Source organism: Achromobacter sp. 10T422, from assembly GCF_056394065.1.
Genome location: NZ_JBFTHD010000005.1, coordinates 535,234 through 560,826 on the forward strand (window position 1 = coordinate 535,234; position 25,593 = coordinate 560,826).

Below are 25,593 nucleotides of genomic sequence, written 5' to 3' on the forward strand. Positions count from 1 at the left end.
CAGATCAACGGTGCCGGCTCAGGGCGAGCCGACGCTGTGTCCGTTCTTTCATGACGGTGAGGCCGCCACGTTCACCCGGGCCGGGCCGGGCAACGCGTGCTTACTGGCGGACGGTGCGGACGTCGGCCGGGGGCGCGCTTTCGAAGTTGCTGCGCCACGGGTTGATGTCCAGCCCGCCCCGGCGCGTATAGCGCGCGTAGACGGTCAGTTGTTCGGGGGCGCAGGCTTGCATGATGTCGCTGAAGATGCGTTCCACGCAGTGCTCGTGGAATTCAGCGTGCTGGCGGAACGACACCACATAGCGCAGCAGCGATTCGCGGTCGATGGGCGCGCCGCGATAACGGATTTGCACGCTGGCCCAATCAGGTTGCCCGGTGACCGGGCAGTTCGACTTCAACAAGCGCGAGGCCAGCGTTTCCTCGACCACATAGCCGGGCCGCGTGCGCAGCACCTCGGGCGCGGGCTCATAGGTATCGATTTCGATATCCAGCTTGTCGATGTAGATGCCGTCCATCTCACCCATCTGCAATTCAGAAAAGCGCTGCGGCAGGAAAAAATCCAGGCCCACGGGCGCGCCCGCGGCGGCGCTCAGGTCACGTTCCAGTCGCCCGCGCAACGCGGCCGAATTCACCAGGCGCGTCTGGTTGAACGAATTCAGATAGAGCTTGAACGACTTGGACTCGATGATGTTGGGGCTGTCGGCCGGCACCGAGAACGTCGCCATGGCGACGCGCGGCTTGCCTTTGGCGTCCAGCCACGACAGCTCATAGGCGTTCCACAAGTCCACGCCCGTAAAGGGCAGGCTGCCGGCGGTGAGATTCAGCGCCGCGCGGTTGTGCGAACGCGCAATGGGAAAGAGCAGGGACGGGTCGTATTGCGAGGCGTAGGCCACGCTCTGGCCCAGCGGGCCGTGAGACAGGGTCATAGCGAAACCATGGAAATCATCGGAATGGAGGCATTGTAGGCGCTTCAAAAACCGGCATTTTTTCGCATTATGAAATGTAAGTCTCGTCATGTGAAAGTTCCTGCTGCTATGCAACGAGGGCGCATTTCACAGATGACAATATCGTTTCGCAATGCGAAACCTCACTTATAAGTTAATGATTTATAAGCAAAACATTTTTCATCTTCTATAAGACATAAGCCCGCATTGCTCCGCAGCAGAGGCATAGACTTTGTCCAACGATTCACGCAATGCAAGACGCGAATCTTTTGAAGTCTTCTCATCACTGACCAGGAGCATCACCATGAGCAATCGCGAAACCGAAATCCGCAATCTGCAGAAAGACTGGGCCGAGAACAGCCGGTGGCAGGGCATCAAGCGCGACTACAGCGCCGAAGATGTCATCCGCCTGCGCGGTTCCATCAGCGTGCAGCACACGCTGGCCCAGCGTGGCGCGACCCGTCTGTGGGAGCAACTGCATAGCGAGCCTTTCGTGAATTCGCTGGGCGCATTGACGGGCAACCAGGCCATGCAGCAGGTCAAGGCCGGCCTGAAGGCGATTTACCTGTCTGGCTGGCAAGTTGCCGGTGACGCCAACCTGGCCGGCGAAATGTATCCCGACCAGTCGCTGTACCCCGCCAACTCGGTGCCGCAAGTGGTTCGCCGCATCAATAATTCGCTGGCCCGCTGCGACCAGATCCAGTGGATGGAAGGCAAGAACCCGGGCGACGAAGGCTACATCGATTACTTCGCGCCCATCGTGGCGGATGCCGAAGCCGGTTTCGGCGGCGTGCTGAACGCCTTCGAACTGATGAAGGCCATGATCGACGCCGGCGCCTCGGGCGTGCACTTTGAAGACCAGCTGGCTTCCGTGAAGAAGTGCGGCCACATGGGCGGCAAGGTGCTGGTGCCCACCCGCGAGGCCGTGGCCAAGCTGGTGTCCGCCCGTCTCGCCGCCGACACGATGGGCACGCCCACCGTGCTGCTGGCCCGTACTGACGCCGACGCGGCGGATCTCGTGACCAGCGACGTCGACGAAAACGACCGCCCGTTCATCACTGGCGAGCGCACTGTGGAAGGCTTCTTCCGCACCAAGGCCGGTATCGACCAGGCCATCTCGCGTGGTCTGGCCTATGCGCCGTACGCCGACCTGATCTGGTGCGAAACGTCCACGCCCAACCTGGAATACGCCCGCAAGTTCGCGGACGCCATCCATCGCCAATTCCCGGGCAAGCTGCTGGCGTACAACTGCTCGCCCTCGTTCAACTGGAAGAAGAACCTGGACGACGGCACCATCGCCAAGTTCCAGCGCGAGCTGGGCGCCATGGGCTACAAGTTCCAGTTCATCACGCTGGCCGGCTTCCATGCGCTGAACTACGGCATGTTCGAACTGGCCCACGGCTATGCCCGCCGCCAGATGAGCGCCTTCGTGGAATTGCAGCAGAAGGAATTCGCCGCCGCCGACCTGGGCTTCACCGCCGTGAAGCACCAGCGCGAAGTGGGCACCGGCTACTTCGACGCCGTCACGCAGACGATCGAAGGCGGCCAGTCTTCCACCACCGCGCTGACCGGCTCGACGGAAGAGGCCCAGTTTGAACACGGCAAGACGCAGAAGGTGGCTTAAAGCAGCCTTCCGCACATGATTGAAGGGGTTGCTTTGCAGTTGTAGGTGCTGTTGTAGGGTGGATTCAGGGTGCCTTCGGGCACCCTTTTTTTTCACCCTGAAGCGTCGGCCTGCGGCGCGCGGCCCCTTGTGCGCCGCCGGCCTCGGCAGCGCAGGCTCGATGCCGCGCTACGCTGCCCTATGCCGCGCTACGCTGCCCTATGCCGCGCTACGCTGCCCTATGCGGCCAGCGGCTGTTCAGCCGCCAGCGAAGCCATGTCAATCACGAAGCGGTACTTCACATCGTTCTTGATCAAGCGTTCGTAGGCCTCGTTGACGGACTGGATCGGCACCATTTCCACATCGCTGACGATGCCGTGTTCGGCGCAGAAGTCCATCATCTCTTGCGTTTCTTCCATGCCGCCGATGGCCGAGCCCGCAATCGACTTGCGGCCCATGATCAGGTTGGCGCCGGGGATGGGGTCCAGCGGCGTCAGCGCGCCGACCAGCGCCATGGTGCCGTTCAAGCCCAGCAGCGCCAGGTACGGGTTCACGTCATGGCTGACGGGCACGGTGTTCAGCAGGAAGTCGAAGGTGCCGGCGTGCGCTGCCATCGCGTCGGCATCGCGCGACACCAGCACGTCGTCGGCGCCCAGCCGCTTGGCGTCGCGCCCCTTGTCGGCGGACGTGGTGATCATGACGACATGCGCGCCCATTGCGTGGGCGAACTTCACGCCCATGTGGCCCAGGCCGCCCAGGCCGATGACGCCCACCTTCTGCCCCGGGCCGACCTTCCAGTGGCGCAGCGGGGAATAGGTCGTGATGCCCGCGCACAGCAGCGGGGCCACGGCCTTCAGGTCGAGCTTGTCGGACACCTTCACCGCAAAGTGTTCCTTCACGACGATGCGGTCGGAGTAACCGCCGAAGGTCAGCTGGTCGCTGCCGCGTTCCTTGTCGTTGTAGGTCAGCGTTGCGCCTTCCTCGCAGTATTGCTCCAGGTTCAGGCGGCAAGCCTTGCAGTGCAGGCAGGAGTCCACCATGCAGCCCACGCCGGCGTAGTCGCCCGTCTTGAACTTGCTGACGTTCTTGCCGACCTGGGTGACGCGGCCCACAATTTCGTGGCCCGGCACCATCGGGTAGACGGAGTTGCCCCAGTCGCCACGCGCCTGATGCAAGTCGGAATGGCAGATGCCGCTGTACAGAATGTCGATCAGCACGTCGTCGTCGCCCGGCTCGCGGCGGGTGAAGCTGAACGGGACGAGGGGGGTATCGGTGCTGTGGGCGGCGTAGCCACGGGCTTGAATCATGGGGTATCTCGACAGAATTTGTTAAGCAGGCGTTCACAATATTCCTGTGGAAACCCGGGATCAAGCTAGAATTTCCGCATGCTTTGTTCGATGAAATAGCACAATCATGCTGCCCGATAACCTATCCCACCTGGCCGCGTTCGCCGCCGTCGCCCGTCACTGTAGTTTTCGCCGCGCGGGCGAAGAACTGGGCTTGTCGACCTCCGCCGTCAGCTACGCCATCCGCAGCCTGGAAGAGCGGCTGGGCGTGAACCTGTTCAACCGCACGACGCGCAGCGTGGCGTTGACCGACGCGGGCCAACGGCTGGCCGAGCGCATGCTGCCCGTGCTGCATGACCTGGGCGATGCGCTCGAAGAAATGAACCAGTTTCGCGGGTCGGCGTCGGGCACCCTGCGCATCAACACCTCGCGCGCGGCGTCCTACCTGTTGTTGATGCCGTTTGCGGCGCGCTTTTTAGCGGCGTACCCGGATATCCGGCTGGAAATCGGTGAAGACGATAACTTTGTCGATATCGTGGCCTCGGGCTTTGATGCGGGGGTGCGCTTGCTGGAGGCCGTTCCCGAAGACATGGTGGCCGTGCAGATCGGCCCGCGCCTGCGCGTGGCGGTCGTGGCGTCGCCCGCGTATCTTCAAGGGCGTGAACCGCCCCGGCATCCCAATGATTTGATGCAGCACGAATGCGTGCGCTATCGCTTTGCCAGCGGGCGATTCTATAAATGGGAATTCGAAAAGGACGGCGTGGCGATCGAGCTGGATGTGGCGGGCCGCATTTCGCTGAGCGATGTGCACGCCGAGGTGCGCGCCGCGGTGGACGGCATCGGCATTGGCAGCGTGCCGGAAACCTACGTCACGGAATTGCTGGCCGCCGGCAAGCTCGTGCGGCTGCTGGAAGATTGGTGCCCGTCCATTCCCGGCTTCATGCTGTATTACCCGCGGCAACGGCGCGTGTCGTCGGCGTTGCGGGCGTTCATCGACATGGCCAAGGTGGAAGGCGAGGCGTAGGACGCAGACCCTCAGGGGCGCAGCGGCGATGGGCCATCGGGAAACGAGGGCGGTGTCCAAGGCCTGTGTCCAAGCCCGGTGTCCAAGTCCGGTGTCCAAGGCCGATGTGCTACGGCCTTGCGCCTTCCAGCAGCGCTTGCACCAGGCGGTTGTCCTGGTCGGTCTGGCGGCAGACGAATGAAATCTGGCGATAAGGGGCGTGCTTGCCCAGCGGCAGCACGCGCACCGGGTGCACGTCCAGCAAGTTGGCCCCGGGTTCCGGCAACACGCACACGCCCAGCCCGGCGGACACCAGCGCCGTCAACGCGGCCAGCGATTGCATTTCGATGCGGCAACGCGCGTGCGGGGCGTGTTGCGCCACATAACGCGCGGCCAGGCGCCCGCCGATGGTGGTCTTGTCGAAACGAATCCACTCGTACTGCTGGAACAATTCCGCCACGCGCGTCTCACGCGAATCGGGCGGTGCAATCAGCACCAGCGTTTCACGAAACAGCGGCGTCCACGCCAGCCGGCGCGAGCCGCCCGTTTCCGGCTGGGTGATGATGGCCGCGTCGATCTCGCCTTGCTTCAATTTTTCTGTCAGCTCCGTGGCGCGGCCGCGCACCAGCCGCACGTCCAGCAGCGGATAGCGTTCGCGCAGCTTGCGCAGCAGCGGGGGCAGCAGCGTGACCTGCAACGGTTCGATCGTGCCCAGGCGGACGCGGCCCTCAACGGCGGGCGTGCTGCGCCGGCGCAATTCGTCCAGACGCGACAGCGCCTCTTGCAACACCGCATCCACCTCGGCCGCAAACGCGTTGGGCCGCACCTGTAGCGCCGAACGGTCAAACAGCGGCTGGCCGAAGTATTCCTCCATCTGCTTCATTTGCAGGCTGACCGCGCTGGGCGACAGGTTCATGTCCGCCGCACCCGCCGCAAAGCTGCCGCCGCGCAGCACGGCGTTAAGCGTACGGAAAGACTCGATCTTCATCAGAAATCCTCACGTAGTGTTTTAAGAATCCTCGCTTTATATCACCAGAGCGGCGTCCTAGTATCGGCTTCAACCACAACGACAAGCGGCTGAACGCCAGGCATTCCACGCCGGCCAGACCGCAACCGAGGAGACACCGCATGAACAAGATCCTGGCCGGCGCACGCGCCGCCTTATTGCCCGCGTTGGCGTTGACCGTGGCGCTGGGCGCGCCGGGCGTGTCCGTGGCGCAAGCTGCACCCGCCGTGCCGGCCACGATCACGATGGTGGTGCCGTTTCCGCCAGGCGGCAGCAACGACGTCTTCGCCCGCGTGCTGGCCGAGAAGCTGGGCGCCAAGCTGTCCACCACCGTCATCGTCGAAAACCGCCCCGGCGCGGGCGGCGCAATTGGCGCGGAATACGTGGCGCGCGCGCCCAAGGATGGGTCGGTGCTGATGCTGTCGTCGTCCACGTTGACGACCAACGCCGCCGTGCAGACCAATCTGAAGTACGACGTGGTGCGCAGTTTTGCGCCCGTGGCGATGCTGGCGCGCAGCCCGATGGCGCTGGTGGTGGGCAAGGATTCGCCGTATCAGTCCATGGCCGATCTGCTGGCCGCAGGCCGCAAGGAACCCGGCAAGCTGACCTACGGCAGCGCCGGCTTGGGTTCGGTCAACCAGATGGCCAGCGAAATTCTGGCCGGCGGCGAGAAAACCTCCTTCACGCATGTGCCCTACAAGGGCATGTCGCATGCGCTGAATGATCTGGCGGGTGGGCGCGTGGATTTTGTGATTGGCAGCTTTGCGTCCACGGCGTCGCTGCTCAAGGGCGGCAAGCTGCGCGTGCTGGCCGTGACGTCGCCTGAGCGTTCGCAGTTCTATCCGGCGCTGCCCACGATAGGCGAAGGCCAGCCCGGCTACGCGGTGGAACTCTGGTGGGGCGTGCTGGCCCCGGCAGGCACGCCTGCGCCCCTGGTGGACAAGCTGAACGCCGAAATCCGCGGCATCGTGAACGACCAGAAGATGCGCGCCATGTTCGCCGAGGAAAGCGCGGTGCCGGCCGAACTGACCGTGCCGCAATTCGCAGACCTGGTCCGGGCCGATGCGGCCAAGTGGAAACAGGTGGCGAGCGACCGCAACATCTCCATCCAGTAAGCGCGTCATCGGTCCCGATTCCCATTCCCCAAAGAGTGCAAGCATGAGAAGCAAACTGTTCGTTCCGGGATCGCGTCCCGAGTTGTTCGCCAAGGCCTTCAATGGCGACGCCGATGCCCTGTCGTTCGACCTGGAAGACGCCGTGGCCGACTCGCGCAAGGACGAAGCGCGCGGCCATCTGGCCCGTATGCTCGCGGGGCCGGAAGCGGCGGCGTCGGGCAAGACGCTGATCGTGCGCGTCAACGCGCTGGACTCCGGACACTTTCATGCGGACGTGCAGGCGGTCGTGCGGCCGGGGCTGCATCTGGTGAACCTGCCGAAGGCAGAACGCGAAGAAGATGTGGTGGCGGCCGCCAGCGCGATCGAGCAGGCGCGAATCGCCAATGGCGTGCATGACGCGGTGGGCTTGCTGCTGAACATCGAGTCGCCGCGCGCGTTGCGGCGGGCGGCGAGTTTGGCGGCGGCGCACCCCAGCGTGGCCGGTTTGCAATTGGGCTTGGGCGACTTGTTCGAGCCGGCTGGCATTGGCCGCCGCGAACCTGCCGCCGTGCAGCAAGCCATGTTCGCCTTGCGCATGGCCGCGGCGGAGGCGGGCGTGTTCGCCTATGACTCGGCATTCGCCAATATCGAAGACGAAGCGGGCTATCGCGCCGAAGCGGCGTTGGCGCGTAGCTTTGGCTTTCTGGGCAAGAGCTGCATTCATCCCAAACAAGTGGCGCTGGCCAATGCGGCATTTCGCCCCACAGACGAAGAAATCGCACACGCGGGCCGAGTGGTGCTGGCGGCGCGCGAGGCCTCTGCAAAGGGCGTTGCAGCGTTCGTCGTGGACGGCCGCATGATCGATGGCCCCTTCCTGCGCCGCGCCGAAGCGATTTTGCGTGCGGCGTCGGGGCTGGGTCTGGTCAACGCCGCGGAGGCGCAATGATGCCGGGCGCAGCAACCACTGCGGCGCAGAGCACCGGCGGCCCCTTGGCGGGCGTGCGCGTGCTGGACCTTAGCGCCTACATCGCCGGCCCTTATGGCTGCACCTTGCTGGCGGACCAGGGCGCAGACGTCATCAAAGTCGAGCCGCCCACGGGCGACAACCTGCGCAAATATCCGTCCACGCTCGACGCCGAAAGCCGCGCCTTTCTGGGCGTGAACCGGGGCAAGCGCGGCCTGGTGCTGGATCTGAAAAATCCCGACGCGCTGGCTGTGCTGCATGAACTCGCCCGGCAGGCGGATGTGCTGGTCCACAACTTCCGGCCCAGCGTGCCCGCGCGTCTGGGCATCGCCTACGAGCAACTGGCCGAGCTGAACCCGCGCCTGATCTATTGCGCGGTGTCGGGCTATGGCGAGCAGGGCCCCTTGAAGGACAAGGCCGGCTACGACCAGGTGCTGCAAACGATGACGGGCATGTGCGCGTTGCAGGGCAAGGCCGATGGCCCGCCCGAGATCCTGTACGGATCAATCGTGGATTACTACGCGTCGTCGATGGTGGCGGCGGGCGTGGMGTCGGCGCTCTACGAACGTGAACGCAGCGGGCGTGGCCAGTTCGTGGGTGTGTCGTTGCTGCGCAGCGCGCTGGCGCTGCAATCGGCAAGACTGATCTGGGCCGAAGGCGAACCGCGCAACATCGGGCGCGACATGCGCTCAGGTGGCATCACCGGCATTCATCCAACGGGCGAGGGCTATCTGTACATTTCTGCGAACACGCCGCATTTCTGGCAAGCCCTGTGCGAGAAAACCGGCTTGTCCGACCTGGCCGCAAACGCGCGCTACGACTCGGTGCGCAAGCGCGCCGAACACCGCGACGAAATCGTGCCGCGCCTGCACGAGGCGTTGCGCGCCCGCAGCGCGCTGGAATGGGAAGCGTGGTTCGGCGAAGCCGTCCCCTGCGCCGCCGCGCGTGGTGTCGAAGACATGTTCGACTTCCCGCAGGTGCAAGCCGAAAACATGATCTCGACCTTCACCCACCCGGTCGTCGGCAGCTACCAGGGCTTCGCCCAAGCCATCAAGTTCGGCCGCACCGCGCCCGGCACCCCAAGCGCCGCGCCCGCGTTCGGAGAACACAGCGGGGCCGTGCTGGCGGAAGCAGGGATATCCCCGGAAAGGGCGGAGGCGTTACGGGTAGGGGGGGCGCTGGGGTGATGTAGTCCCCCTTAATCCGCCACCGCCGGCGCGCCGCCTATCGCGGCCAGGCATTCGTCCAGTGGCGGGATGCTTTGCGCCAGTTTTGCGACGGCTGCCGCGTCGACGTGCGCCAGGGGCGGGATCTCGGCCAGTACGCGGACGTCGCCAAAGCGTTCGATGGCTTCCTTGTTGCCGGCGGACAGCGGGCCGCTCATTACCACGCCCAGAATTGGGATGCCGCGGCGTTTCAGCGCTTCCACGCTGAGCAATGTGTGATTGATGGTGCCCAGCCCGCTGCGCGCGGCCAGCACCACGGGCATGTCCAGGCGGGCGATCAGGTCGATCATCATGTGCGTGTCGTCGATCGGCACGTACAGGCCGCCCGCGCCTTCCACGATCAGCGGGGCGGTGGTGGCGGGGGGCACGATGGAGGTGGCGTCGACGACGGTGTCTTCCAGCGTGGCCGCGGCCCACGGGGATAGCGGCGCTTGCAGCACGTAGGCGGGCAGGTGCAGGCGTTCGGGCGGGAGTTGCGCCAGTTGGGCGACGGTGTCGGTGTCGCCCGGGTCTTCGGAGACGCCAGTCTGCACCGGCTTCCAGTAGTCGGCGTTCCAGGCGCGCGCCAGGATGGCGGACACCAGCGTCTTGCCGATGCCGGTGTCAGTGCCGGTCACGAAAACCCCGGCGGGGCGATGCGTCGATTTTTTCCACATACCGTAGGCCAGGTGATACGTCACCGTGGCTCCTTGTTCGTCAAACGCCGCCAACACCCGGCGCAGCGCCGCCGCAGAGAGCGGCGGGCGTCCGGGCGCGGGCGTGGTGGCGCCTATGCCTTTCAAGCCCTTCAGAAAAGCGAGGCCATCAGGATGATTTTGTATCAGCCGTTCGCTGCGCACGCCACCGGCCAGATTGCTCATGGCGGGACGGATGAGCTGGCACGGCGGGTAGGGTGGCGTGCCGGCAACGAAACCCGCCGCCAGATGCGCGTCCTGCCATTCGGCGAACGTGCCTGCCGCCAACGTGGCCACGGCCAGATAGCCGCCGGGCGCCAGCCGCGCGGCGAGTCGGCCAAGGCCCGCGTTCAGGTCCGTGAACCATTGCACGGCCAGGCTGGAGCAGATCAGGTCGTACTCGCCATCCAGCGCCTGGGGGTTTTCGCCATCCAGCACCCGGTAGCGCGCGGTGCCAGGTAACGCCGGGCCGCTTCGGGCGGTGGCGAGCATGGCGGGCGAGATGTCGGTGATGGTCCAGTCTGCCGCACCCAACTGGCGCGCCAGGGCCTGGGTCAGCAACCCGGTGCCGCAACCGATTTCCAGGATGCGAGGGCGCGCGGGCAAGTTCAAGCGGGCGATATCGCTGGCCAGCCGTTCGGCGGTGATGCGCTGGATGGGCGCATGCGCTTCATAGCGGTGGGCGGCGGCGCCGAAGCGGGCGCCGACCCCTGCATTGCGTTGGGTGACTTGCATCAAGCCGCTGGCGCCACGCGGGCGATGAAGCCGGCGATATGGCGCGCGCACCAGGGGGCGTCCGACACCGGCAGCAAATGGCCGCCGTGTTCCAGATCGTGCCGTTCGTCACCCACGCGGCCGCCGAACGCGGCTTGCGTCATGGCGGCGGGAACGATGGGGTCGTCTTCCCCGGCCAGGATCAGCAGCGGAACGGGCAGCGCCGCCAAGGCGTCGCGCTGGTCTTCGTCACGCAAGGCTTCCAGGTCGCGGGCGAGCGGTTCCAGGCGCGGTTCACCTAATACGGATGCCTCTGCGCAACGTTCGCGAAAGTCTTGCACGACGGCGGCTGGGTCGGCCGACAAGCGTTTCATCATGCGGTCGAGCATGCGGCGCGGCACGCCGGCCTCAAAGTCTGGCGCGGCGCTAAAGCGCGGGAAGCCGTTGATCGACACCACGCCTACGCAATTGGACGGCAGGCTTCGCAACAGGCGCATCACGCCCAGCGAATGGCCAATGGCGATGACGGGGCCAGTCACGGGATCAATCACTGCGGGCGTAGCGCCGAAGTAACCGGCGTCGGCCACAGCATGCGGCCAGTCGGCAAGCGCGGCGCGCAGCGGCGTCCAGACGGACGCGTCGAACGCCCAGCCGTGAACGAAGAGCAGGGTGGGGCGCAGGGTACTCATGACAGCACCGCCTTGATGCCGTCGATCAACTGCGCGACATCGGCGTCGCGATGCGCCGCGCTGAGCGTCAGGCGCAAGCGGCTGGTGCCGGCCGGCACGGTGGGCGGGCGGATGGCCACGGCCAGCAGGCCACGGCGTTCCAGGCTGGCCGCCATGTCCAGCGCGCGCGCTTCGTCGCCCACGATGGCCGGCACGATCTGCGTGGAGGAATCGCCGGTGTCCAAACCCATGTCTTGCAGCGCGGCGCGCAGCCGGTCACCGTTCGCACCCAGCCGGGCGCGTTCGGCGTCCAGGGTCGGCACAAGGTCGAGCGCGGCGTCCATCGCGCCCAGCACGGCGGGCGGCAATGCCGTGGTGTAGATGAAGCCGGAGCACGTGTTGATCAGGTAGTCGCACAGCGCGCGCGACCCGGCCACATACGCGCCGAACCCGCCCAGCGCCTTGCTGAACGTGCCCATCGCCAGATCGATGCGCCCGGGGGCCAGCCCTGCCAGCCCCATGCCGCCGGGTCCCAGCACGCCGGTCGCGTGCGCTTCGTCCAGGTAGACAAAGGCTTGGTAGCGGTCGGCCAGGTCCGCCAGGCGGGCGACGTCGGTGCGGTCGCCGTCCATGCTGAACACGCTTTCGGTGACGATGAAGCGCGACACGGGCTTGCCCCTGCCCGCGCCGGTACCCGCGCCGGTGCCCGCGCCGGTGCCCACGCCGGTGCCCACGCCGGTGCCCACGCCGGTGCCCACGCCGGTGCCCGCGCCCGCTTTCACCTTGGCGGCGAGCAGGCTTTCCAGATGGTCCAGGTCGTTGTGCCGGAACCGGATCTGCTTGACCCCGGCCGCCTGGCACCCTTGATGCAGGCTGGCGTGGTTGAGCTTGTCGGCATAGAGCTCGATGTCGCCCTGGCTTGCGGCGGCGCGCAGCAGGGCGGGCAGCACTGCGGCGTTGGCCTGCCAGCCCGAAGCCAGCAGCAGCGCGGCCTCGGTGCCTTTCAGGCGGGCCAGCTTGGCTTCCACCTGTTCGTGCAAATCCAGGTTGCCGCACACGAGCCGCGACGCTTGCGCGCCCGCACCATGGCGGGCCGCCCATTCGCGCGCACGCTCGATCAGCAGCGGGTGCTTGGACAGCCCCAGATAATCGTTGCTGGAAAAGTTCAGCACGGGGGCGCCATTGAGCACGATGCGCCCGGGCGGCGCAGCCGTGGCGGTGCGCAGGCGGCGGCGTACGCGGCGGGTGTCGGCGGCGGCCAACTCAGAGAAAAACAGGGAATCCAGCTTAGACATCAATCGTTCCGGCAGCGGCCGGGCCAGGGCAATGCCCGCGCCAAGCCGTAGAATGCGGGCCATTGTAGTGGAGGCGCGCCCGGCGCTTTCCGGCGTCCACGGCGCCGGGAATGCCTGCGGCGGCGCCTGCTTTTTCGGAGCTCAAACATGCACACGCCCGACTGGGTGGCCCAGGGCCAGCCCCACATCTGGCTCCCCTATGCCCAAATGAAAACGGTGACGCCACCGCTGCCCGTCGTGCGCAGCCATGGCAGCCGGCTGGAACTGGCCGACGGGCGCAGCCTGATCGATGGCGTGGCGTCCTGGTGGACGGCCTGTCACGGTTACAACCACCCGCACATTGCCCAGGCCGTGCGCGCGCAGTTGGACGCCATGCCGCATGTGATGTTCGGCGGCCTGACTCACGAGCCCGCGCTGACGCTGGCGCGCCGGTTGGCCGGGTTGCTGGGGCCGGGGCTGGACCGCGTCTTCTATACCGACTCGGGGTCGGTGGCGGTGGAAGTCGCCATGAAGATGGCGGTGCAGTTCTGGTTGAACCAGGGCGAGCGCGGCCGCAGCCGCTTTCTGGCGTTTCGGGGCGGCTATCACGGTGACACGTTCGGCACCATGGCTGTGTGCGATCCCGACGATGGCATGCACAGCCTGTACCGCGGCATGCTGGCCGAGCACGACATCGTGGACCTGCCGCGCGATGACGCCGCCCTGGCGGCGCTGGACCAGTTCCTGGAAACGCGCGGGCCGCAACTGGCGGGCATCCTCGTCGAACCGCTGGTGCAGGGCGCGGGCGGCATGCTGCTGCATGACCCGGAAGTGCTGCGCCGCTTGCGCCGCCTGGCCGACCGCCACGGCCTGCTGCTGATCTTTGACGAAATCTTCACCGGCTTCGGGCGCACGGGCTCGATGTTCGCGTTTGAGCAGGCCGGCATCAAGCCCGACATCATCACCTTGTCCAAAGCGCTGACGGGCGGCACGCTGCCGCTGGCTGCCACGGTGGCCAGCAACCGGGTGTTCGACGCCTTCTGGTCCGACAACCCGGCGCACGCGCTGATGCACGGCCCCACGTTCATGGGCAATGCGCTGGCCTGCGCGGCGGCCAATGCGTCGCTGGATCTGTTCGAATCCGAACCCCGGCTGGCGCAGGCGCAGGCGCTGTCCCAGGCATTGGCGGCCGGCCTGGAACCGTGCCGCGACTTGCCCTGGGTGCGCGATGTGCGCGTGCTGGGCGCGATTGGCGTGGTGGAGCTGGATGGCATCACCGACCGCGAAGCCTTGAAGCGGCGGCTGGTCGAAGCCGGGGTCTGGGTGCGCCCCTTCGGCAACGTCGTGTACCTGACGCCCGCGCTGACGATCACAGACGACGAACTGGCCACGCTGATCCGCGCCGTCGTGGCCGTGCTGCGTCAGCAACGCCCCTGATCCGGTTCATAGGCAAGCCATAAAAAGCGGCTTGATCCAGATCAAGGCGGGGGGCGGGGGCGCTCGTTACCATCGGCGCATGCGAGCAAAATCGATCTTCGCCGTCCCGGCCTGCCTGTCAGATACCGACCGCCAGCAGCGCCGCCATGCCCTGGTGCGCTTGTCGCTGGCCTGGCTGGCGATGATGCAGGTGATGATGTTCGCGTGGCCCGGCTACCTGCGCCACGACAGCATGCCCGCCGATGCGTTGGAAACGCTGGACTGGGCCATCGTGCTGATGAACTGGGCCAGCTTTGCGCTGACCATCCCCGTGGTGCTGTATTCAGCGTGGCCGATCTGGCGTCATGCTGGAGACAACCTGCGCCACGGGCGCGCCGGCATGGACGTGCCGGTGGCGCTGGGCATCGTCGCCGCGTTCATCCCCAGCGTTCATGCCACCTGGACGGGGCGCGGCGAAGTCTATTTTGATTCCGTCACGATGTTCGTGGCCTTTCTGTTGACCGCCCGCTACCTGGAACTGTGCGCCCGCCAATCGTTTGGCGGTGCGGCGGGCGGGCAGCGCCATCAACGCGTCGAGGCGCAGCGGCTGGACCTTGGCGCACGCGCTGATCGGCTGGCTTCACGCTTCGTCATGATCCAGGTGGCGCTGGCCTTGGCGGCCGCTGCCGGCTGGGCATACATCGACCCGGCGCACAGCATTCCGGTGATGGTTGCGCTGCTGGTCATGAGCTGCCCTTGCGCAATGTCGATGGCGGTGCCCACCGCGATGGCGTCCGCGCACTCCGCGCTGGCCGCGCATMCCTCGATGCCCGATTCGGCGCTGGACGAACTCTTGCAACAGGCGCGCCACAAGGCGCGGCAGAACCTGTATGGCTCGCTGATCTGGCACCTGCTCATGACGCCGCTTGCGCTGATGGGCTGGGTGCAGCCGTGGCTGGCCGCCATTACGATGCTGGTGTCGTCATTGGCCGTGGCCTATAACTCGTGGCGCTTGTGCCGCCGCGACTGGTCGGGCGCGATCGCTTCGCCCGCTTCGCCCGCTGCGCTGGACGCCGCGCCATGACCATCCTCTACCTGCTCTTGCCCTTGTCGCTGCTGTTTGTGCTGGTGATAGGCGTGTCGCTCTGGTGGGCCGTTTTCAATGGCCAGTACGACGACACCGACAGCGCCGGCACCGCCATCTTGCGCGACGACGACAGCGGCCCCGCCAGCCGCGGCTAAGCACGATTGCGTTCGGCCTGTTCGCTGCGCGCGGACTGGCGCGGCATGCCCGAGCAACAACGGAATTTTCTTGAAAGCGGCCTTGGTTCGTTGTGCCCGCGCTGCGTTCCCGCGTGCGCCCTCTGGCGCTTGATCCATATCAACGCCGACTCCTGTGACGTGTCCCATCATTCAAGCCTGGAGCTATTTGTTACTTTAGGGGAAGGGTGATGAACGATTGCGCCGCAATCGCAAGCAAGGCCGATACCTTCAACTACAAGATCGTGAGGCAGTTCGCGCTCATGACGGTGGTGTGGGGCATTGTCGGCATGGCTGTGGGCGTTTTTATCGCCGCGCAGCTGATTTGGCCTCAGTTGAATTTCGACACCGCATGGCTCAGCTACGGCCGCCTGCGCCCGCTGCACACCAACGCGGTGATCTTCGCGTTCGGCGGCAGCGCGCTGTTCACGACGTCGTACTACGTCGTGCAACGCACCTGTCAGGCGCGGCTGTTCTCGGACAAGCTTGCCGCCTTCACGTTCTGGGGCTGGCAGGTCGTCATCGTCGCCGCCGCGATCACCTTGCCGATGGGGTTCACCAGCAGCAAGGAATACGCCGAACTCGAATGGCCCATCGACATCCTGATCACACTGGTCTGGGTGGCCTACGCCATCGTGTTCTTCGGCACGATCATCAAGCGCCGGTCCAAACACATCTACGTAGCCAACTGGTTCTTCGGCTCGTACATCCTCACCATCGCCATTCTCCACATCTTCAACAACATCGAAATGCCGGTGTCGATGTGGAAGTCGTACTCGGCCTACGCCGGCGTGCAGGACGCAATGGTGCAGTGGTGGTATGGCCACAACGCGGTGGGCTTTTTCCTGACGACGAGCTTCCTGGGCATGATGTATTACTTCGTGCCCAAGCAGGCTGGCCGCCCGATCTATTCGTACCGCCTGTCCATCGTCCACTTCTGGGCGCTGGCCTTCACGTACATGTGGGCGGGTCCGCACCATCTGCTGTATACGTCGCTGCCTGACTGGACGCAATCGCTGGGCATGACGTTTTCGCTGATTCTGCTGGCGCCGTCGTGGGGCGGGATGATCAACGGCATCATGACGCTGCAAGGCGCCTGGTACAAGCTGCGCACCGACCCGATCCTGAAGTTCATGGTGACGGCGCTGTCGTTCTACGGCATGTCCACGTTCGAAGGGTCGATGATGTCGATCCGCACCGTCAACGCGCTGTCGCACTACACGGACTGGACCATCGGCCACGTGCACTCCGGCGCGCTGGGCTGGGTCGCGATGATCTCGTTTGGATCGCTCTACTACCTGATTCCGCGCCTGTATGGCCGCGAGAAGATGTACAGCGTGCGCGCCATCGAACTGCACTTCTGGATTGCGACCATCGGCGTGGTGCTGTACATCGCCGCCATGTGGATCGCCGGCGTGCAGCAGGGCCTGATGTGGCGCGACACCGCACCCGACGGCACCCTGGTCTACAGCTTCGTCGAAGAACTGAAGACGCGCGTTCCGTACTACCTGATCCGCTTGCTTGGTGGCACGTTGTTCCTGTCGGGGGTGTTCGTCATGGCCTGGAACGTGTGGAAGACGGTGCGCGGTGCGCAGCCGGTCAACCCCGCCATTCCGCTGGACGATCCCCATGCCGCTCGCCCGCCGGTCGCCGTCGTTGACGCGCCCGCCGTGCCGGCCACTGTTTGACGAGAGGACATCATGGCCAACAAGAAAACTGGCTTCTTTTCTCACCAGACGCTTGAGAAGAACATTGGCTGGATGATCATCGCGAGCATCCTGGTGGTGTCCTTTGCGGGCCTGGTCCAGATCGTTCCGCTGTTCTTCCAGCACAGCACGACCCAGCCGGTCGCGGGCGTTGAACCCTACAGCCCGCTGCGGCTGATGGGCCGCGACGTGTACATCCGCGAAGGCTGCGTCGGCTGCCACTCGCAGCAGGTGCGCGTGCTGGCTGCGGAAGTGCAGCGCTACGGGCCGTACTCGACGGCGGCGGAATCGGTCTTCGATCATCCGTTCCTGTGGGGTTCGAAGCGTACCGGCCCCGATCTGGCGCGCGTGGGCGAGCGTTACTCCGACGACTGGCACCGCATCCACTTGCGCGATCCGCGCAAGCTGGTGCCCGAGTCGAACATGCCTGCCTATCCGTGGCTGCAAAAGACGGTGATCACCGGCGAGAACGTGGCCGAGCGCATGCGTGCGCTGCGAATGCTGGGCGTGCCGTACACGGATCAGCAGATCGCCGACGCGCCCAAGGCCATTGAAGGCAAGACGGAAGAGGACGCGCTGGTCGAGTACCTGCAAAGCTTGGGCGTCGGTGTCCGCAAGGCCAAGCAGGCTGCAGAAGCCAAGCAGGCCGCTGACACCACCGCACCGGCCGCGACGGCGCCGACCGCGCAGTCCGCCTTGCAACCTGCCGCGCAAGCGGCCACGGGAGGCTGATCATGCTGGGTTACTTGAGCGCAATCGTTACCGCCATTTCGATGGCGACCTTTTTCGGCATTGTCTGGTGGGCCTGCTCACGCGGGCGCCAGAGCGCCAACCGCGAATCGGCCATGCTGCCGTTCGCCCTGCCCGATGAGTTCGGCCAGGCACAACAAGATGGAGCGAATCGGTCATGAGCGATTTCGTTAATGGCTTCTGGGGATATTTCATCTCGGTCGTCGCCGTGGGCGGCGTGGTCTGGTGCCTGTGGCTGCTGTACACGCAGCGCCGCTGGCTGGGCGCCAAGCCCGCCAGCGGCCAGGTCGAAGACACCGGCCACGTCTGGGACGGCGACCTGACCGAGCTCAACAACCCGGTCCCCACCTGGTGGACATGGATGTACTTGCTGGCGTGCTTGTTCGCGCTGGGCTACCTGTTCTTCATGCCGGGCCTGGGTTCGTACAAGGGCCAGCTGGGCTACAGCAGCACCGAAGAAGTGGCGCAGCATCAGGCCAAGATGGCCGAGGCCGTGCGCCCGATCTACGCGCGCTTTGAAACCATGACGGTGCCGCAGATTGCGCAGGACCCGGGCGCCCGTGAAATCGGCCAACGCCTGTTCCTGAACAACTGCGCGCAATGCCACGGCTCTGACGCCAAGGGCGGCCCCAGCTTTCCGAACCTGACGGATGGCGACTGGCTGCACGGCGGCACGCCGGAAATCATCATGGAGACCATCAAGAAGGGCCGCCATGGCGTGATGCCGCCCTGGAAGGCCGCCATCGACGCCAAGATGGCCGGCGACATCGCGCAGTACGTGCGGTCGTTGTCCGGGCTGACGTCGGACCCGGTGCGCGTGTTCCGCGGCAAGCGCGAATTCGGCAACTTCTGCGTGGCCTGTCACGGTGTGGATGGCAAGGGCAACCAGCTGGTGGGCGCGCCCAACCTGACCGATGACGTCTGGCTGTATGGCAGTTCCGAAGCATCGATCGTCAAGACCATTCTGGATGGCCGCGACAACCGCATGCCGGCGCAGGAACATGTGCTGAATCCTGAGCAGATCAAGGTGCTGACGGCCTGGGTCTGGGGCTTGTCGAACAAACCGGAAGGCGGCGCGCAAGCGGCGGTGGTGGATACGGCCGCGGCCAGCACGGCGGCAGTGGCCAAGTAACGCGCAGTCAGCAGGACTTAAGTGGGAGGACGCCTTGCGCGCCTCCCACATCATCGGACTTACAGGACGGAGCAGCATATGGAAGATGGGTCAACCGCAAGCGTCGGCACGCCGCCTGGCGGCGACCCGCCGCCCTGGCGCCCGCATACGCGTCCGCCACGCCCCGGGGCCGAAACCCTGGAGCAGACACTGGCCGGGGTGCGCAGCAAGATCTATCCGCGATCCGTCAGTGGCAATTTCGCCCGCTGGCGCATCGCGTTCGTGTTTATCACCCAGCTGATTTTCTACGGCCTTCCGTGGCTGCAATGGAACGGCCGGCAGGCCGTGCTGTTCGACCTGGGCGCGCGTAAATTCTATTTGTTTGGCCTGGTGTTGTGGCCGCAAGACGTGGTGTACCTGGCGGTGCTGCTGGTGATATCCGCGCTGGCGCTGTTCCTGTTCACCGCAGTGGCGGGGCGCTTGTTCTGCGGCTACGCCTGTCCGCAAACGGTCTACACCGAAATCTTCATGTGGATCGAGCGCAAGGTTGAAGGCGACCGCATTGCGCGCATCCGCCTGGACGAAGCGCCGTGGACGCTGCGCAAGGCGCGCCTGAAAGTCACCAAGCATGTGCTGTGGATTGCGCTGGCATGGTGGACGGGTTCGACCTTCATCGGCTATTTCGCGCCCATCCGTGAACTGGGCCATGAACTCTTCACGCTGCAACTGGGGCCGTGGCAATGGTTCTGGATGTTGTTCTATGGTTTTGCCACGTGGGGCAACGCGGGCTTCATGCGCGAATCCGTGTGCAAGTACATGTGCCCGTACGCGCGATTCCAAAGCGTGATGGTGGACCCGGACACCTTCGTCGTCACCTACGACAAGCGGCGGGGTGATCCCCGCGGCGGCCGTTCGCGCAAGGTGGACCACAAGGCCGCCGGCATGGGCGATTGCGTGGATTGCAGCCTGTGCGTGCAAGTCTGCCCCACCGGCATTGATATCCGCGAAGGCCTGCAATACATGTGCATCGGCTGCGGCGCCTGTATCGACGCTTGCGAACAGGTCATGGACAAGATGCAGTACGAGCCCGGCCTGATCCGCTACACGTCAGACCGCGCCATGCTCGACGGCTTGAGCACGCAAAGCGCGCGCTCGCATCTGCTGCGTCCGCGCGTGCTGATCTACGGCACGCTGATCCTGATTCTGGCCGTGGCGTTCGTGGCGTCGCTGGCGATGCGCAACCCGCTGCGCGTTGACGTCATTCGTGACCGTGGTGCGCTGGGCCGTGAAGTGGCGGGCGGGCAGATCGAAAACGTCTACCGCTTGCAGATCATCAACACGTCAGACACTCCGATGCGGCTGCGCCTGTCGGCCGACGGCATGCCTGGGCTGGCGGTGATGGCTGGCCGCCAAGGCTCGGACACCGTCGAAGTGGAAGCCGCCTCCAACAAGCTTGTGCCGATGGTGATTCGCGCGCCGGCAGGCGCTGAGCCCGGTGCGCATTCCATCACGCTGCGCGCGCGCGGCCACGATGGCGAAAACCGGTCCATCGAGACCGATGAAGCCGCCAGTTTTTACGTCCCTGATTAAGCCTGAAGGACACTCCCATGACCCTCGCCCAAACCGCACCGTCGCCCAAGCCCTGGTACCAGGAGCCCTGGCCCTGGATTCTGATGGCGGGCCCTGCCGCCGCCATGATTGGCTGCTTCATCACGATCTACTTCGCGTACAGCAACTTCACCCACGAGCCAATTCAGGAAGGCGTGGTCAAGCGCGGCCTGGTGATCGAGCAGGCCGCACCCAAGGCGAGCGAGGGCGCGCGCGCCGCGCAAGCCAACCCGTAAAGCAGGGAGAGCACAGATGGGCCTGCGTTCATTGATGTGGATTTTGTGGCCGTCGTTCCTGGCGGCCGCGATGGGCAGCGCGTTGATCTTCGCGCTGATCGACCCCTTGGATGTGGCGATTTTCGGGCATGTGCCCACGGGGCGCGTGGGCTTTTACACCGTGTCGTTTTTCGTGCTGTGGGTGATGGCGGGGCTGTCCAGCACGCTGACGGCGTACTTGATGCCCAAGCAGGAAGAAGACGAAGACGTGTGATTGCGGTGTGGCGCGCGCTTGCCCGGTTTTCATGCCGGGCAAGTTGCGCAACTTGCACGCGTGGCGCAAGGCGAGCGGGGCAGCACCGGCAAAGCGGGCGGCGCCGCGTCAGACCTTTTTGACGAATTCCGACTTCAGGCTCATTTGTCCGAAGCCGTCGATCTTGCAGTCGATGTCGTGGTCGCTATCCACCAGGCGGATGCTTTTGACCTTCGTGCCCATCTTCACCACGCCGCCCGAGCCCTTGAGCTTCAAGTCTTTGATGACGGTGACGGTGTCGCCGTCTTGCAGCACGTTGCCGGCCGAGTCGCGGTAGACGCGGGCATCGTCGTCGGCGGGCGCGGCGTCTTGGGCCGACCATTCATGCGCGCATTCCGGGCAGACATACGTGCTGCCATCTTCGTAGGTGAATTCAGATTGGCACTTCGGACAGGCGGGCAGAGCACTCACGGATAGACCTCAAGGTAACAACGCAAAAAGCGCAATCGGCGATTGTACTGCGCCAGGCAGGCAAAAATGCGCCGAACGCGCATTTATCATCGCTTATCTTCATGCAGCAAGTCGACAAAATGCTGTCCGGCTGCGGTAAGTGGGCGGTCGCGCGAAACGATGCTGCCAAACGCGGTCAGTGACTGCTGGATCTGATACGGCAGGATGGCCAGCAGGCCGTGGCGCGCATAGCGGCTGGCGACGGATTCCGGAATCACGCCCAGCATCTGTGACTTCATCGCCAGGTTGGTCGTCGTGAGGATGGACGCGGATTCAATCAGCCCCGGCGGCAGGGCAATGCTGTGCGACCGGAACTCCTGTTCGATCACGTCCCGCATGGGGCTCCCCTGCGGTTGCAGAATCCAGGAATAGTCCTGCATGGCTTCGAAGCTCACGCGCTTCTGGCCAGCCAGCGGGTGATCCACCGCCGCGATCACGGACAGCGCTTCGTCGCCGATCGGGCGGAACACGTAGTTGCGGTCGGACGCGGTCAGCATGCGCCCAATCACCACATCCAGCTTGCCCTCGTTCAGTTGCGCGATCAGCAGATCGCTGGTGCCGGTGGAAATTTCCACGGCCAGCAGCGGATAGGTTTGCTTTAACCGCAAAAGCGCGTCGGTCAGATGGCCGGGCGACGCCGCCATGATGCTGCCAATGAACAGCTTGCCTGCGCTGCCCAGCCGCAGCTCGTCCAGTTCTCGCGCCAGCGATGACACCGTGCCGCGCATGCCGCGGAAATAGCCCATGACGCAATCGCCGGCCGGCGTCAGCGCCAGCCCGCGGCCCACGCGTTCAAACAGCGGCTGGCCCAGCGCCAGCTCAAGCTCGTGCAGCATTTTGCTGGCGGCCGATTGGGTCATGTTCAGCTGGGTGGCGGCCGCGCGCAGCGTGCCGCGTTCGTCAATGGCCAGCAGCAGCACGATCTGCCGCATGCGCAAGCGTGACAACAGCGCGGGGACGTTCAGGGTGCGTTCCATGATTGATCGCCTGTAGTGAACGGTTGGTGCAAAAGTTTCATTTTACGGAAACGAATCGAATCCCTAAGATGAACCCATAAGAAATGCCCGTCAGTGGCAAAGAAAACCCCAAGGAGACAACCATGAAGATCCGCGTATTGGCCGCGATGGCGGCGGGCGCCCTGTGCCTGTCGGCAATGGCGTCGGCCCCAGCCGTCGCCCAAACCCCAGCTGCCGGCTGGCCCACGAAACCTTTGCGTCTGTTGGTGGGCTCGGCGCCTGGCGGCGGCACGGATGCCATGGCGCGCGCCGTGGCCGACCGGCTGGGGCCGATGCTGAAACAGACCGTGGTCGTCGAGAACAAGCCCGGCGCGTCGAACACGCTGGCGGCTGATCTGGCCGCGAAGTCTGCCGACAACCACACGATGGTGATGGGCGTGTCTACCGCGCACGCCATCGCGCCGCATCTGCTGAAGCTGGGCTACGACAACGACCGCGACCTGACCCCCGTGGTGTTCGTGGGCGCGGTGCCCAACATCCTGGTCGTGAACAACCAGGTGCCCGCCAAGACCGTGCAGGAATTGATCGCGCTGTTAAAGAGCAAGCCGGGCGAATACAACTTCGCCAGCAGCGGCTCGGGCAGCACGCAGCACATCGCGGCCGAACTGTTCAAGGACGCCACCGGCGTGCAGATGACGCACATCCCGTATCGCGGCAGCGGCCCCGCCATGGTCGACCTGATGGGCGGGCAGGTGCAGATCGCCTTCGAAACCGCGTCGTCGGTCATCCCCCATATCAAGAGCGGCAAGGTGCGCGCGCTGGCCGTGCTGAGCGCACGCCGCAATGCGCAGTTGCCCGACGTGCCGACGATGGCCGAAGCCGGCGTGCCCGGCGTGGAAATGAGCGCCTGGTACGGCATCTATATGCCCAGCGCCACGCCTGCCGACATCCAGAAACGCATTCATGACGACGTCAACCAGATCCTGGCGCTGCCCGAAACGCAGACGCGCTTGCTGGCGATTGGCGCCGACATTAGCCCGATGAGCCAGGAACAGTTTGCGCAGTTCCACAAGAGCGAGAACCAGCGCTACGCCGGCATCATCAAGAAGAACAACATTTCCGTGGAATGACACCAGCATGACGCCGCAGCAACTCCCCGTAATTGCCCTGACCCTGGGTGACCCCGCCGGCATCGGCGCCGAACTGATCGCCCGCCTGCTGGCGCGCCCCGACGCCTGCGAGCACGCCAACATCGTGCTGGTGGGCGATGCGTGGCTGTGGAAAGCAGGCCAGCGCGTGGCGGGCGTGACCGTCGCGACCCAAGCGGTGGATAGCCTGGACGCCGTGCGCCACCGCGCAGATACCCATCTGCCCGCCTGGCTGTCGATGGACACGGTGCGGCCCGATCAGGTCACCGTGGGCCAGGCGCAGGCGCCCGGCGGCGCCTCAGTGCTGCGCGTGCTGAACGCCTGCATGGACGCCGCGCGCGACGGCCATGTCGACGCGATTTGTTTCGCGCCGCTGAACAAGTACGCCATGAAGCAGGGCGGCTTGAAGCACGACGACGAGCTGCACCACTTTGCGCAGTACCTGGGCGTCACCGGCTATTTCTGTGAATTCAATACCTTGGGCGATCTGTGGACGTCTCGCGTGTCGTCGCACATTCCGCTGAAGGACGCGGCGGCCGCGCTCAGCATCGACGGCATCAAGGCGGCCACAAGGCTGATCTACCGGTCATTGCAAGCCAACGGCATCGACGCGCCCCGCGTGGCGGTGGCGGCGTTCAACCCGCATGGCGGCGACGGCGGCACGTGCGGCCGCGAAGAGGTCGACATCATCGCGCCCGCCGTGCGCGAGCTGAATGCTGAAGGCTTGGCGGTTCAAGGCCCGTTCCCGGCCGACACGATTTTTCTGAAGGCGCAGGCCGGCGAGTTCCAGGCGATTGTCACCATGTATCACGACCAGGGGCAGATCGCCATCAAGCTGCTGGGCTTTTCGCGCGGTGTGACCGTGCAGGGCGGCCTGCCCATACCCATCACCACGCCCGCGCACGGCACGGCGTACGACATCGCGGGCCAGGGCCGCGCGAATGTGGACGCCACGTGGCAAGCCTTTCTGATCGCCTGCCGCATGGGCCGGTCGCATCGTTCCCTTTCCCAATAAGGTTGGATTCCCCATGAAGATCAAATCCGTCCGCGCCCGCGTCTTCGAATGGACCGGCAAGACCGTGCCGCCGCAAGGCAATTTTTGCTCCAACGCCATGGACCTGCTGTATTCCAAGCAGGAAACCATGAGCACCTTCCGCTTTCACGGCTGGACGGTGGTGGAAGTGGAAACAGACGACGGCATCGTGGGCCTGGGCAATGTGGCGCTGGCCCCGCGCGTGGCCAAGGCCATCATCGACCAATACCTGGCGCCGCTGGTGGTGGGCCAAGACCCCTGGGACTACGAATACCTTTGGCAGCGCATGTACCGCGCCACCCACGCCTGGGGCCGCAAGGGCGTGACGATGGCGGCGATTTCGGGCGTGGACCTGGCCATCTGGGACATCTTGGGCAAGTCCGTGAACAAGCCCGTCTTCAAGCTGCTGGGCGGGCGCACGAAGGAAAAGATTCCGGTCTATTACTCCAAGCTCTACCGCACGGACTTAAAGGCCATGCAGGACGAGGCGCAGACGTATCTGGACCAGGGCTTCACCGCGTTCAAGATGCGCTTTGGCTACGGGCCGGCGCATTTGCAAAAGGGCGTGTCCGAAAACTTGAAGTCAGTGGAGGCGGTGCGCGAAGTCATCGGCTACGACACTGATCTGATGCTGGAATGCTATATGGGCTGGAACCTGGAATACGCCAAGCGCATTCTGCCCAAACTGGAAAAATTCGAACCGCGCTGGCTTGAAGAACCCGTCATCGCTGACGATATCGACGGCTATGCCGAATTGAATCAGCTGACGTCGATTCCAATTTCGGGCGGCGAGCACGAGTTTTCTTTGTATGGGTTCAAACAGCTGCTGGACCGCAAGGCCGTGTCCGTCGTGCAGTACGACACCAACCGCGTGGGCGGCATCACGGCGGCGCACAAGATCAACGCGCTGTGCGAGGCCTATAGCGTGCCGGTCATTCCGCACGCGGGGCAGATGCACAACTACCATCTGACGATGAGCACGCTGGCCTCGCCCATGAGCGAGTACTTCCCGATGTTTGACGTGGAAGTGGGCAACGAGCTGTTCTACTACATCTTCGACGGTGAGCCCGTCGCCAAGGAAGGCTTTATCGACCTGGACGACAACAAGCCGGGCCTGGGCCTGACCTTGAAGACCGAGTACCTGAACGATTTCAACATCATCGAATAGGCCC

The 25,593-nt window shown here is 64.9% G+C and carries 26 protein-coding genes; 18 read left to right on the top strand and 8 right to left on the bottom strand.

Going from position 1 to position 25,593, the window contains the following annotated elements; genetic code table 11:
* Positions 1-100: 100 nt before the first annotated feature.
* The gene (gene queF, locus AC1DB0_RS16015; protein ID WP_476757271.1) at positions 101-925 is read right to left on the bottom strand and encodes an NADPH-dependent 7-cyano-7-deazaguanine reductase QueF; all 825 of its coding nucleotides are present in this window, start codon (positions 923-925) and stop codon (positions 101-103) included.
* A 322-nt stretch (positions 926-1,247) separates the two neighbouring features.
* On the opposite strand from queF, the gene aceA reads away from it, so the two are divergent.
* Positions 1,248-2,567 carry an isocitrate lyase gene (gene aceA, locus AC1DB0_RS16020; RefSeq protein ID WP_054422127.1) on the top strand — a complete coding sequence of 440 codons (1,320 nt, stop codon included), beginning with the start codon at positions 1,248-1,250 and terminating at the stop codon, positions 2,565-2,567.
* Between the two features lie 218 nt (positions 2,568-2,785).
* Here aceA and AC1DB0_RS16025 read toward each other — a convergent pair whose 3' ends face one another.
* Positions 2,786-3,853 (bottom strand): NAD(P)-dependent alcohol dehydrogenase, encoded by a 1,068-nt coding sequence (locus AC1DB0_RS16025; RefSeq protein ID WP_054422126.1) that lies wholly within the window; start codon positions 3,851-3,853, stop codon positions 2,786-2,788.
* A 106-nt stretch (positions 3,854-3,959) separates the two neighbouring features.
* On the opposite strand from AC1DB0_RS16025, the gene AC1DB0_RS16030 reads away from it, so the two are divergent.
* A complete protein-coding gene (locus tag AC1DB0_RS16030; protein WP_054422125.1) occupies positions 3,960-4,856 on the top strand; it encodes a LysR family transcriptional regulator in 897 nt (298 codons plus the stop codon).
* Between the two features lie 109 nt (positions 4,857-4,965).
* Here the strand turns inward: AC1DB0_RS16030 and AC1DB0_RS16035 are convergent, their stop codons facing one another.
* Complete coding sequence (locus tag AC1DB0_RS16035; RefSeq protein ID WP_054422124.1) at positions 4,966-5,823, bottom strand: LysR family transcriptional regulator; 858 nt, start codon at positions 5,821-5,823, stop codon at positions 4,966-4,968.
* 140 nt (positions 5,824-5,963) lie between these two features.
* Here AC1DB0_RS16035 and AC1DB0_RS16040 point away from each other — a divergent pair, with 140 nt between their 5' ends.
* Genes AC1DB0_RS16040 through AC1DB0_RS16050 form a run of 3 tightly spaced genes read left to right on the top strand, consistent with a single transcriptional unit; the run spans position 5,964 to position 9,086 of the window.
* Positions 5,964-6,956: a tripartite tricarboxylate transporter substrate binding protein gene (locus AC1DB0_RS16040; protein ID WP_175171316.1), complete on the top strand. Its 993-nt coding sequence runs from the start codon at positions 5,964-5,966 to the stop codon at positions 6,954-6,956.
* Positions 6,957-6,999: 43 nt separating this feature from the next.
* The gene (locus AC1DB0_RS16045) at positions 7,000-7,881 is read left to right on the top strand and encodes an HpcH/HpaI aldolase/citrate lyase family protein (protein ID WP_054422122.1); all 882 of its coding nucleotides are present in this window, start codon (positions 7,000-7,002) and stop codon (positions 7,879-7,881) included.
* Positions 7,878-9,086 carry a CaiB/BaiF CoA transferase family protein gene (locus AC1DB0_RS16050; RefSeq protein WP_476758700.1) on the top strand — a complete coding sequence of 403 codons (1,209 nt, stop codon included), beginning with the start codon at positions 7,878-7,880 and terminating at the stop codon, positions 9,084-9,086. Before AC1DB0_RS16045 ends, AC1DB0_RS16050 begins: the two co-directional genes overlap by 4 nt.
* Positions 9,087-9,097: 11 nt before the next feature.
* On the opposite strand, the gene bioD is transcribed toward AC1DB0_RS16050, so the two are convergent.
* From bioD to AC1DB0_RS16065, 3 genes are read right to left on the bottom strand one after another with little or no spacing between them, the layout of a single operon-like run.
* A complete protein-coding gene (gene bioD, locus AC1DB0_RS16055; protein ID WP_476757308.1) occupies positions 9,098-10,534 on the bottom strand; it encodes a dethiobiotin synthase in 1,437 nt (478 codons plus the stop codon).
* Positions 10,534-11,202: an alpha/beta fold hydrolase gene (locus tag AC1DB0_RS16060; protein ID WP_476757274.1), complete on the bottom strand. Its 669-nt coding sequence runs from the start codon at positions 11,200-11,202 to the stop codon at positions 10,534-10,536. Before AC1DB0_RS16060 ends, bioD begins: the two co-directional genes overlap by 1 nt.
* Complete coding sequence (locus tag AC1DB0_RS16065) at positions 11,199-12,476, bottom strand: aminotransferase class I/II-fold pyridoxal phosphate-dependent enzyme (protein WP_476757275.1); 1,278 nt, start codon at positions 12,474-12,476, stop codon at positions 11,199-11,201. The genes AC1DB0_RS16060 and AC1DB0_RS16065 overlap by 4 nt, the downstream gene beginning before the upstream one ends.
* A gap of 147 nt (positions 12,477-12,623) precedes the next feature.
* On the opposite strand from AC1DB0_RS16065, the gene AC1DB0_RS16070 reads away from it, so the two are divergent.
* The 10 genes from AC1DB0_RS16070 (at position 12,624) to AC1DB0_RS16115 (ending at position 20,795) form a co-directional block, all read left to right on the top strand.
* Positions 12,624-13,892 (top strand): adenosylmethionine--8-amino-7-oxononanoate transaminase, encoded by a 1,269-nt coding sequence (locus tag AC1DB0_RS16070; protein ID WP_054422119.1) that lies wholly within the window; start codon positions 12,624-12,626, stop codon positions 13,890-13,892.
* Positions 13,893-13,971: 79 nt separating this feature from the next.
* A complete protein-coding gene (locus tag AC1DB0_RS16075) occupies positions 13,972-14,955 on the top strand; it encodes a hypothetical protein (protein ID WP_476758701.1) in 984 nt (327 codons plus the stop codon).
* Positions 14,952-15,113: a cbb3-type cytochrome oxidase assembly protein CcoS gene (ccoS, locus tag AC1DB0_RS16080; RefSeq protein WP_082386961.1), complete on the top strand. Its 162-nt coding sequence runs from the start codon at positions 14,952-14,954 to the stop codon at positions 15,111-15,113. The genes AC1DB0_RS16075 and ccoS overlap by 4 nt, the downstream gene beginning before the upstream one ends.
* A 209-nt stretch (positions 15,114-15,322) precedes the next feature.
* The gene (gene ccoN / locus AC1DB0_RS16085; RefSeq protein WP_175171310.1) at positions 15,323-16,819 is read left to right on the top strand and encodes a cytochrome-c oxidase, cbb3-type subunit I; all 1,497 of its coding nucleotides are present in this window, start codon (positions 15,323-15,325) and stop codon (positions 16,817-16,819) included.
* Between the two features lie 12 nt (positions 16,820-16,831).
* Positions 16,832-17,569: a cytochrome-c oxidase, cbb3-type subunit II gene (gene ccoO / locus AC1DB0_RS16090; RefSeq protein WP_427950631.1), complete on the top strand. Its 738-nt coding sequence runs from the start codon at positions 16,832-16,834 to the stop codon at positions 17,567-17,569.
* 2 nt (positions 17,570-17,571) lie between these two features.
* Positions 17,572-17,748 (top strand): cbb3-type cytochrome oxidase subunit 3, encoded by a 177-nt coding sequence (locus AC1DB0_RS16095; protein ID WP_054422115.1) that lies wholly within the window; start codon positions 17,572-17,574, stop codon positions 17,746-17,748.
* Positions 17,745-18,719, top strand: coding sequence for a cytochrome-c oxidase, cbb3-type subunit III (ccoP, locus tag AC1DB0_RS16100; protein ID WP_054422114.1), 975 nt, complete (start codon positions 17,745-17,747; stop codon positions 18,717-18,719). Before AC1DB0_RS16095 ends, ccoP begins: the two co-directional genes overlap by 4 nt.
* Positions 18,720-18,797: 78 nt before the next feature.
* A complete protein-coding gene (ccoG, locus tag AC1DB0_RS16105) occupies positions 18,798-20,288 on the top strand; it encodes a cytochrome c oxidase accessory protein CcoG (protein WP_342067686.1) in 1,491 nt (496 codons plus the stop codon).
* 17 nt (positions 20,289-20,305) lie between these two features.
* Entirely contained in the window at positions 20,306-20,542 is a 237-nt protein-coding gene (locus AC1DB0_RS16110; protein WP_054422112.1) for a FixH family protein, read from the top strand.
* Positions 20,543-20,558: 16 nt separating this feature from the next.
* Positions 20,559-20,795, top strand: coding sequence for a hypothetical protein (locus AC1DB0_RS16115; protein ID WP_054422111.1), 237 nt, complete (start codon positions 20,559-20,561; stop codon positions 20,793-20,795).
* Between the two features lie 108 nt (positions 20,796-20,903).
* Here the strand turns inward: AC1DB0_RS16115 and AC1DB0_RS16120 are convergent, their stop codons facing one another.
* Together AC1DB0_RS16120 and AC1DB0_RS16125 are read right to left on the bottom strand one after the other, a co-directional pair.
* Entirely contained in the window at positions 20,904-21,245 is a 342-nt protein-coding gene (locus AC1DB0_RS16120; protein ID WP_054422110.1) for a zinc ribbon domain-containing protein YjdM, read from the bottom strand.
* Between the two features lie 86 nt (positions 21,246-21,331).
* A complete protein-coding gene (locus AC1DB0_RS16125) occupies positions 21,332-22,261 on the bottom strand; it encodes a LysR family transcriptional regulator (protein ID WP_082386960.1) in 930 nt (309 codons plus the stop codon).
* A 122-nt stretch (positions 22,262-22,383) separates the two neighbouring features.
* On the opposite strand from AC1DB0_RS16125, the gene AC1DB0_RS16130 reads away from it, so the two are divergent.
* From AC1DB0_RS16130 to AC1DB0_RS16140, 3 genes are read left to right on the top strand one after another with little or no spacing between them, the layout of a single operon-like run.
* Positions 22,384-23,370: a Bug family tripartite tricarboxylate transporter substrate binding protein gene (locus AC1DB0_RS16130; protein ID WP_476757278.1), complete on the top strand. Its 987-nt coding sequence runs from the start codon at positions 22,384-22,386 to the stop codon at positions 23,368-23,370.
* Between the two features lie 7 nt (positions 23,371-23,377).
* Positions 23,378-24,403, top strand: a complete 1,026-nt coding sequence (locus AC1DB0_RS16135; protein WP_476757279.1) for a 4-hydroxythreonine-4-phosphate dehydrogenase PdxA — start codon at positions 23,378-23,380, stop codon at positions 24,401-24,403.
* Positions 24,404-24,416: 13 nt separating this feature from the next.
* The gene (locus AC1DB0_RS16140; RefSeq protein WP_054422107.1) at positions 24,417-25,589 is read left to right on the top strand and encodes an L-rhamnonate dehydratase; all 1,173 of its coding nucleotides are present in this window, start codon (positions 24,417-24,419) and stop codon (positions 25,587-25,589) included.
* Positions 25,590-25,593 lie beyond the last annotated feature (4 nt).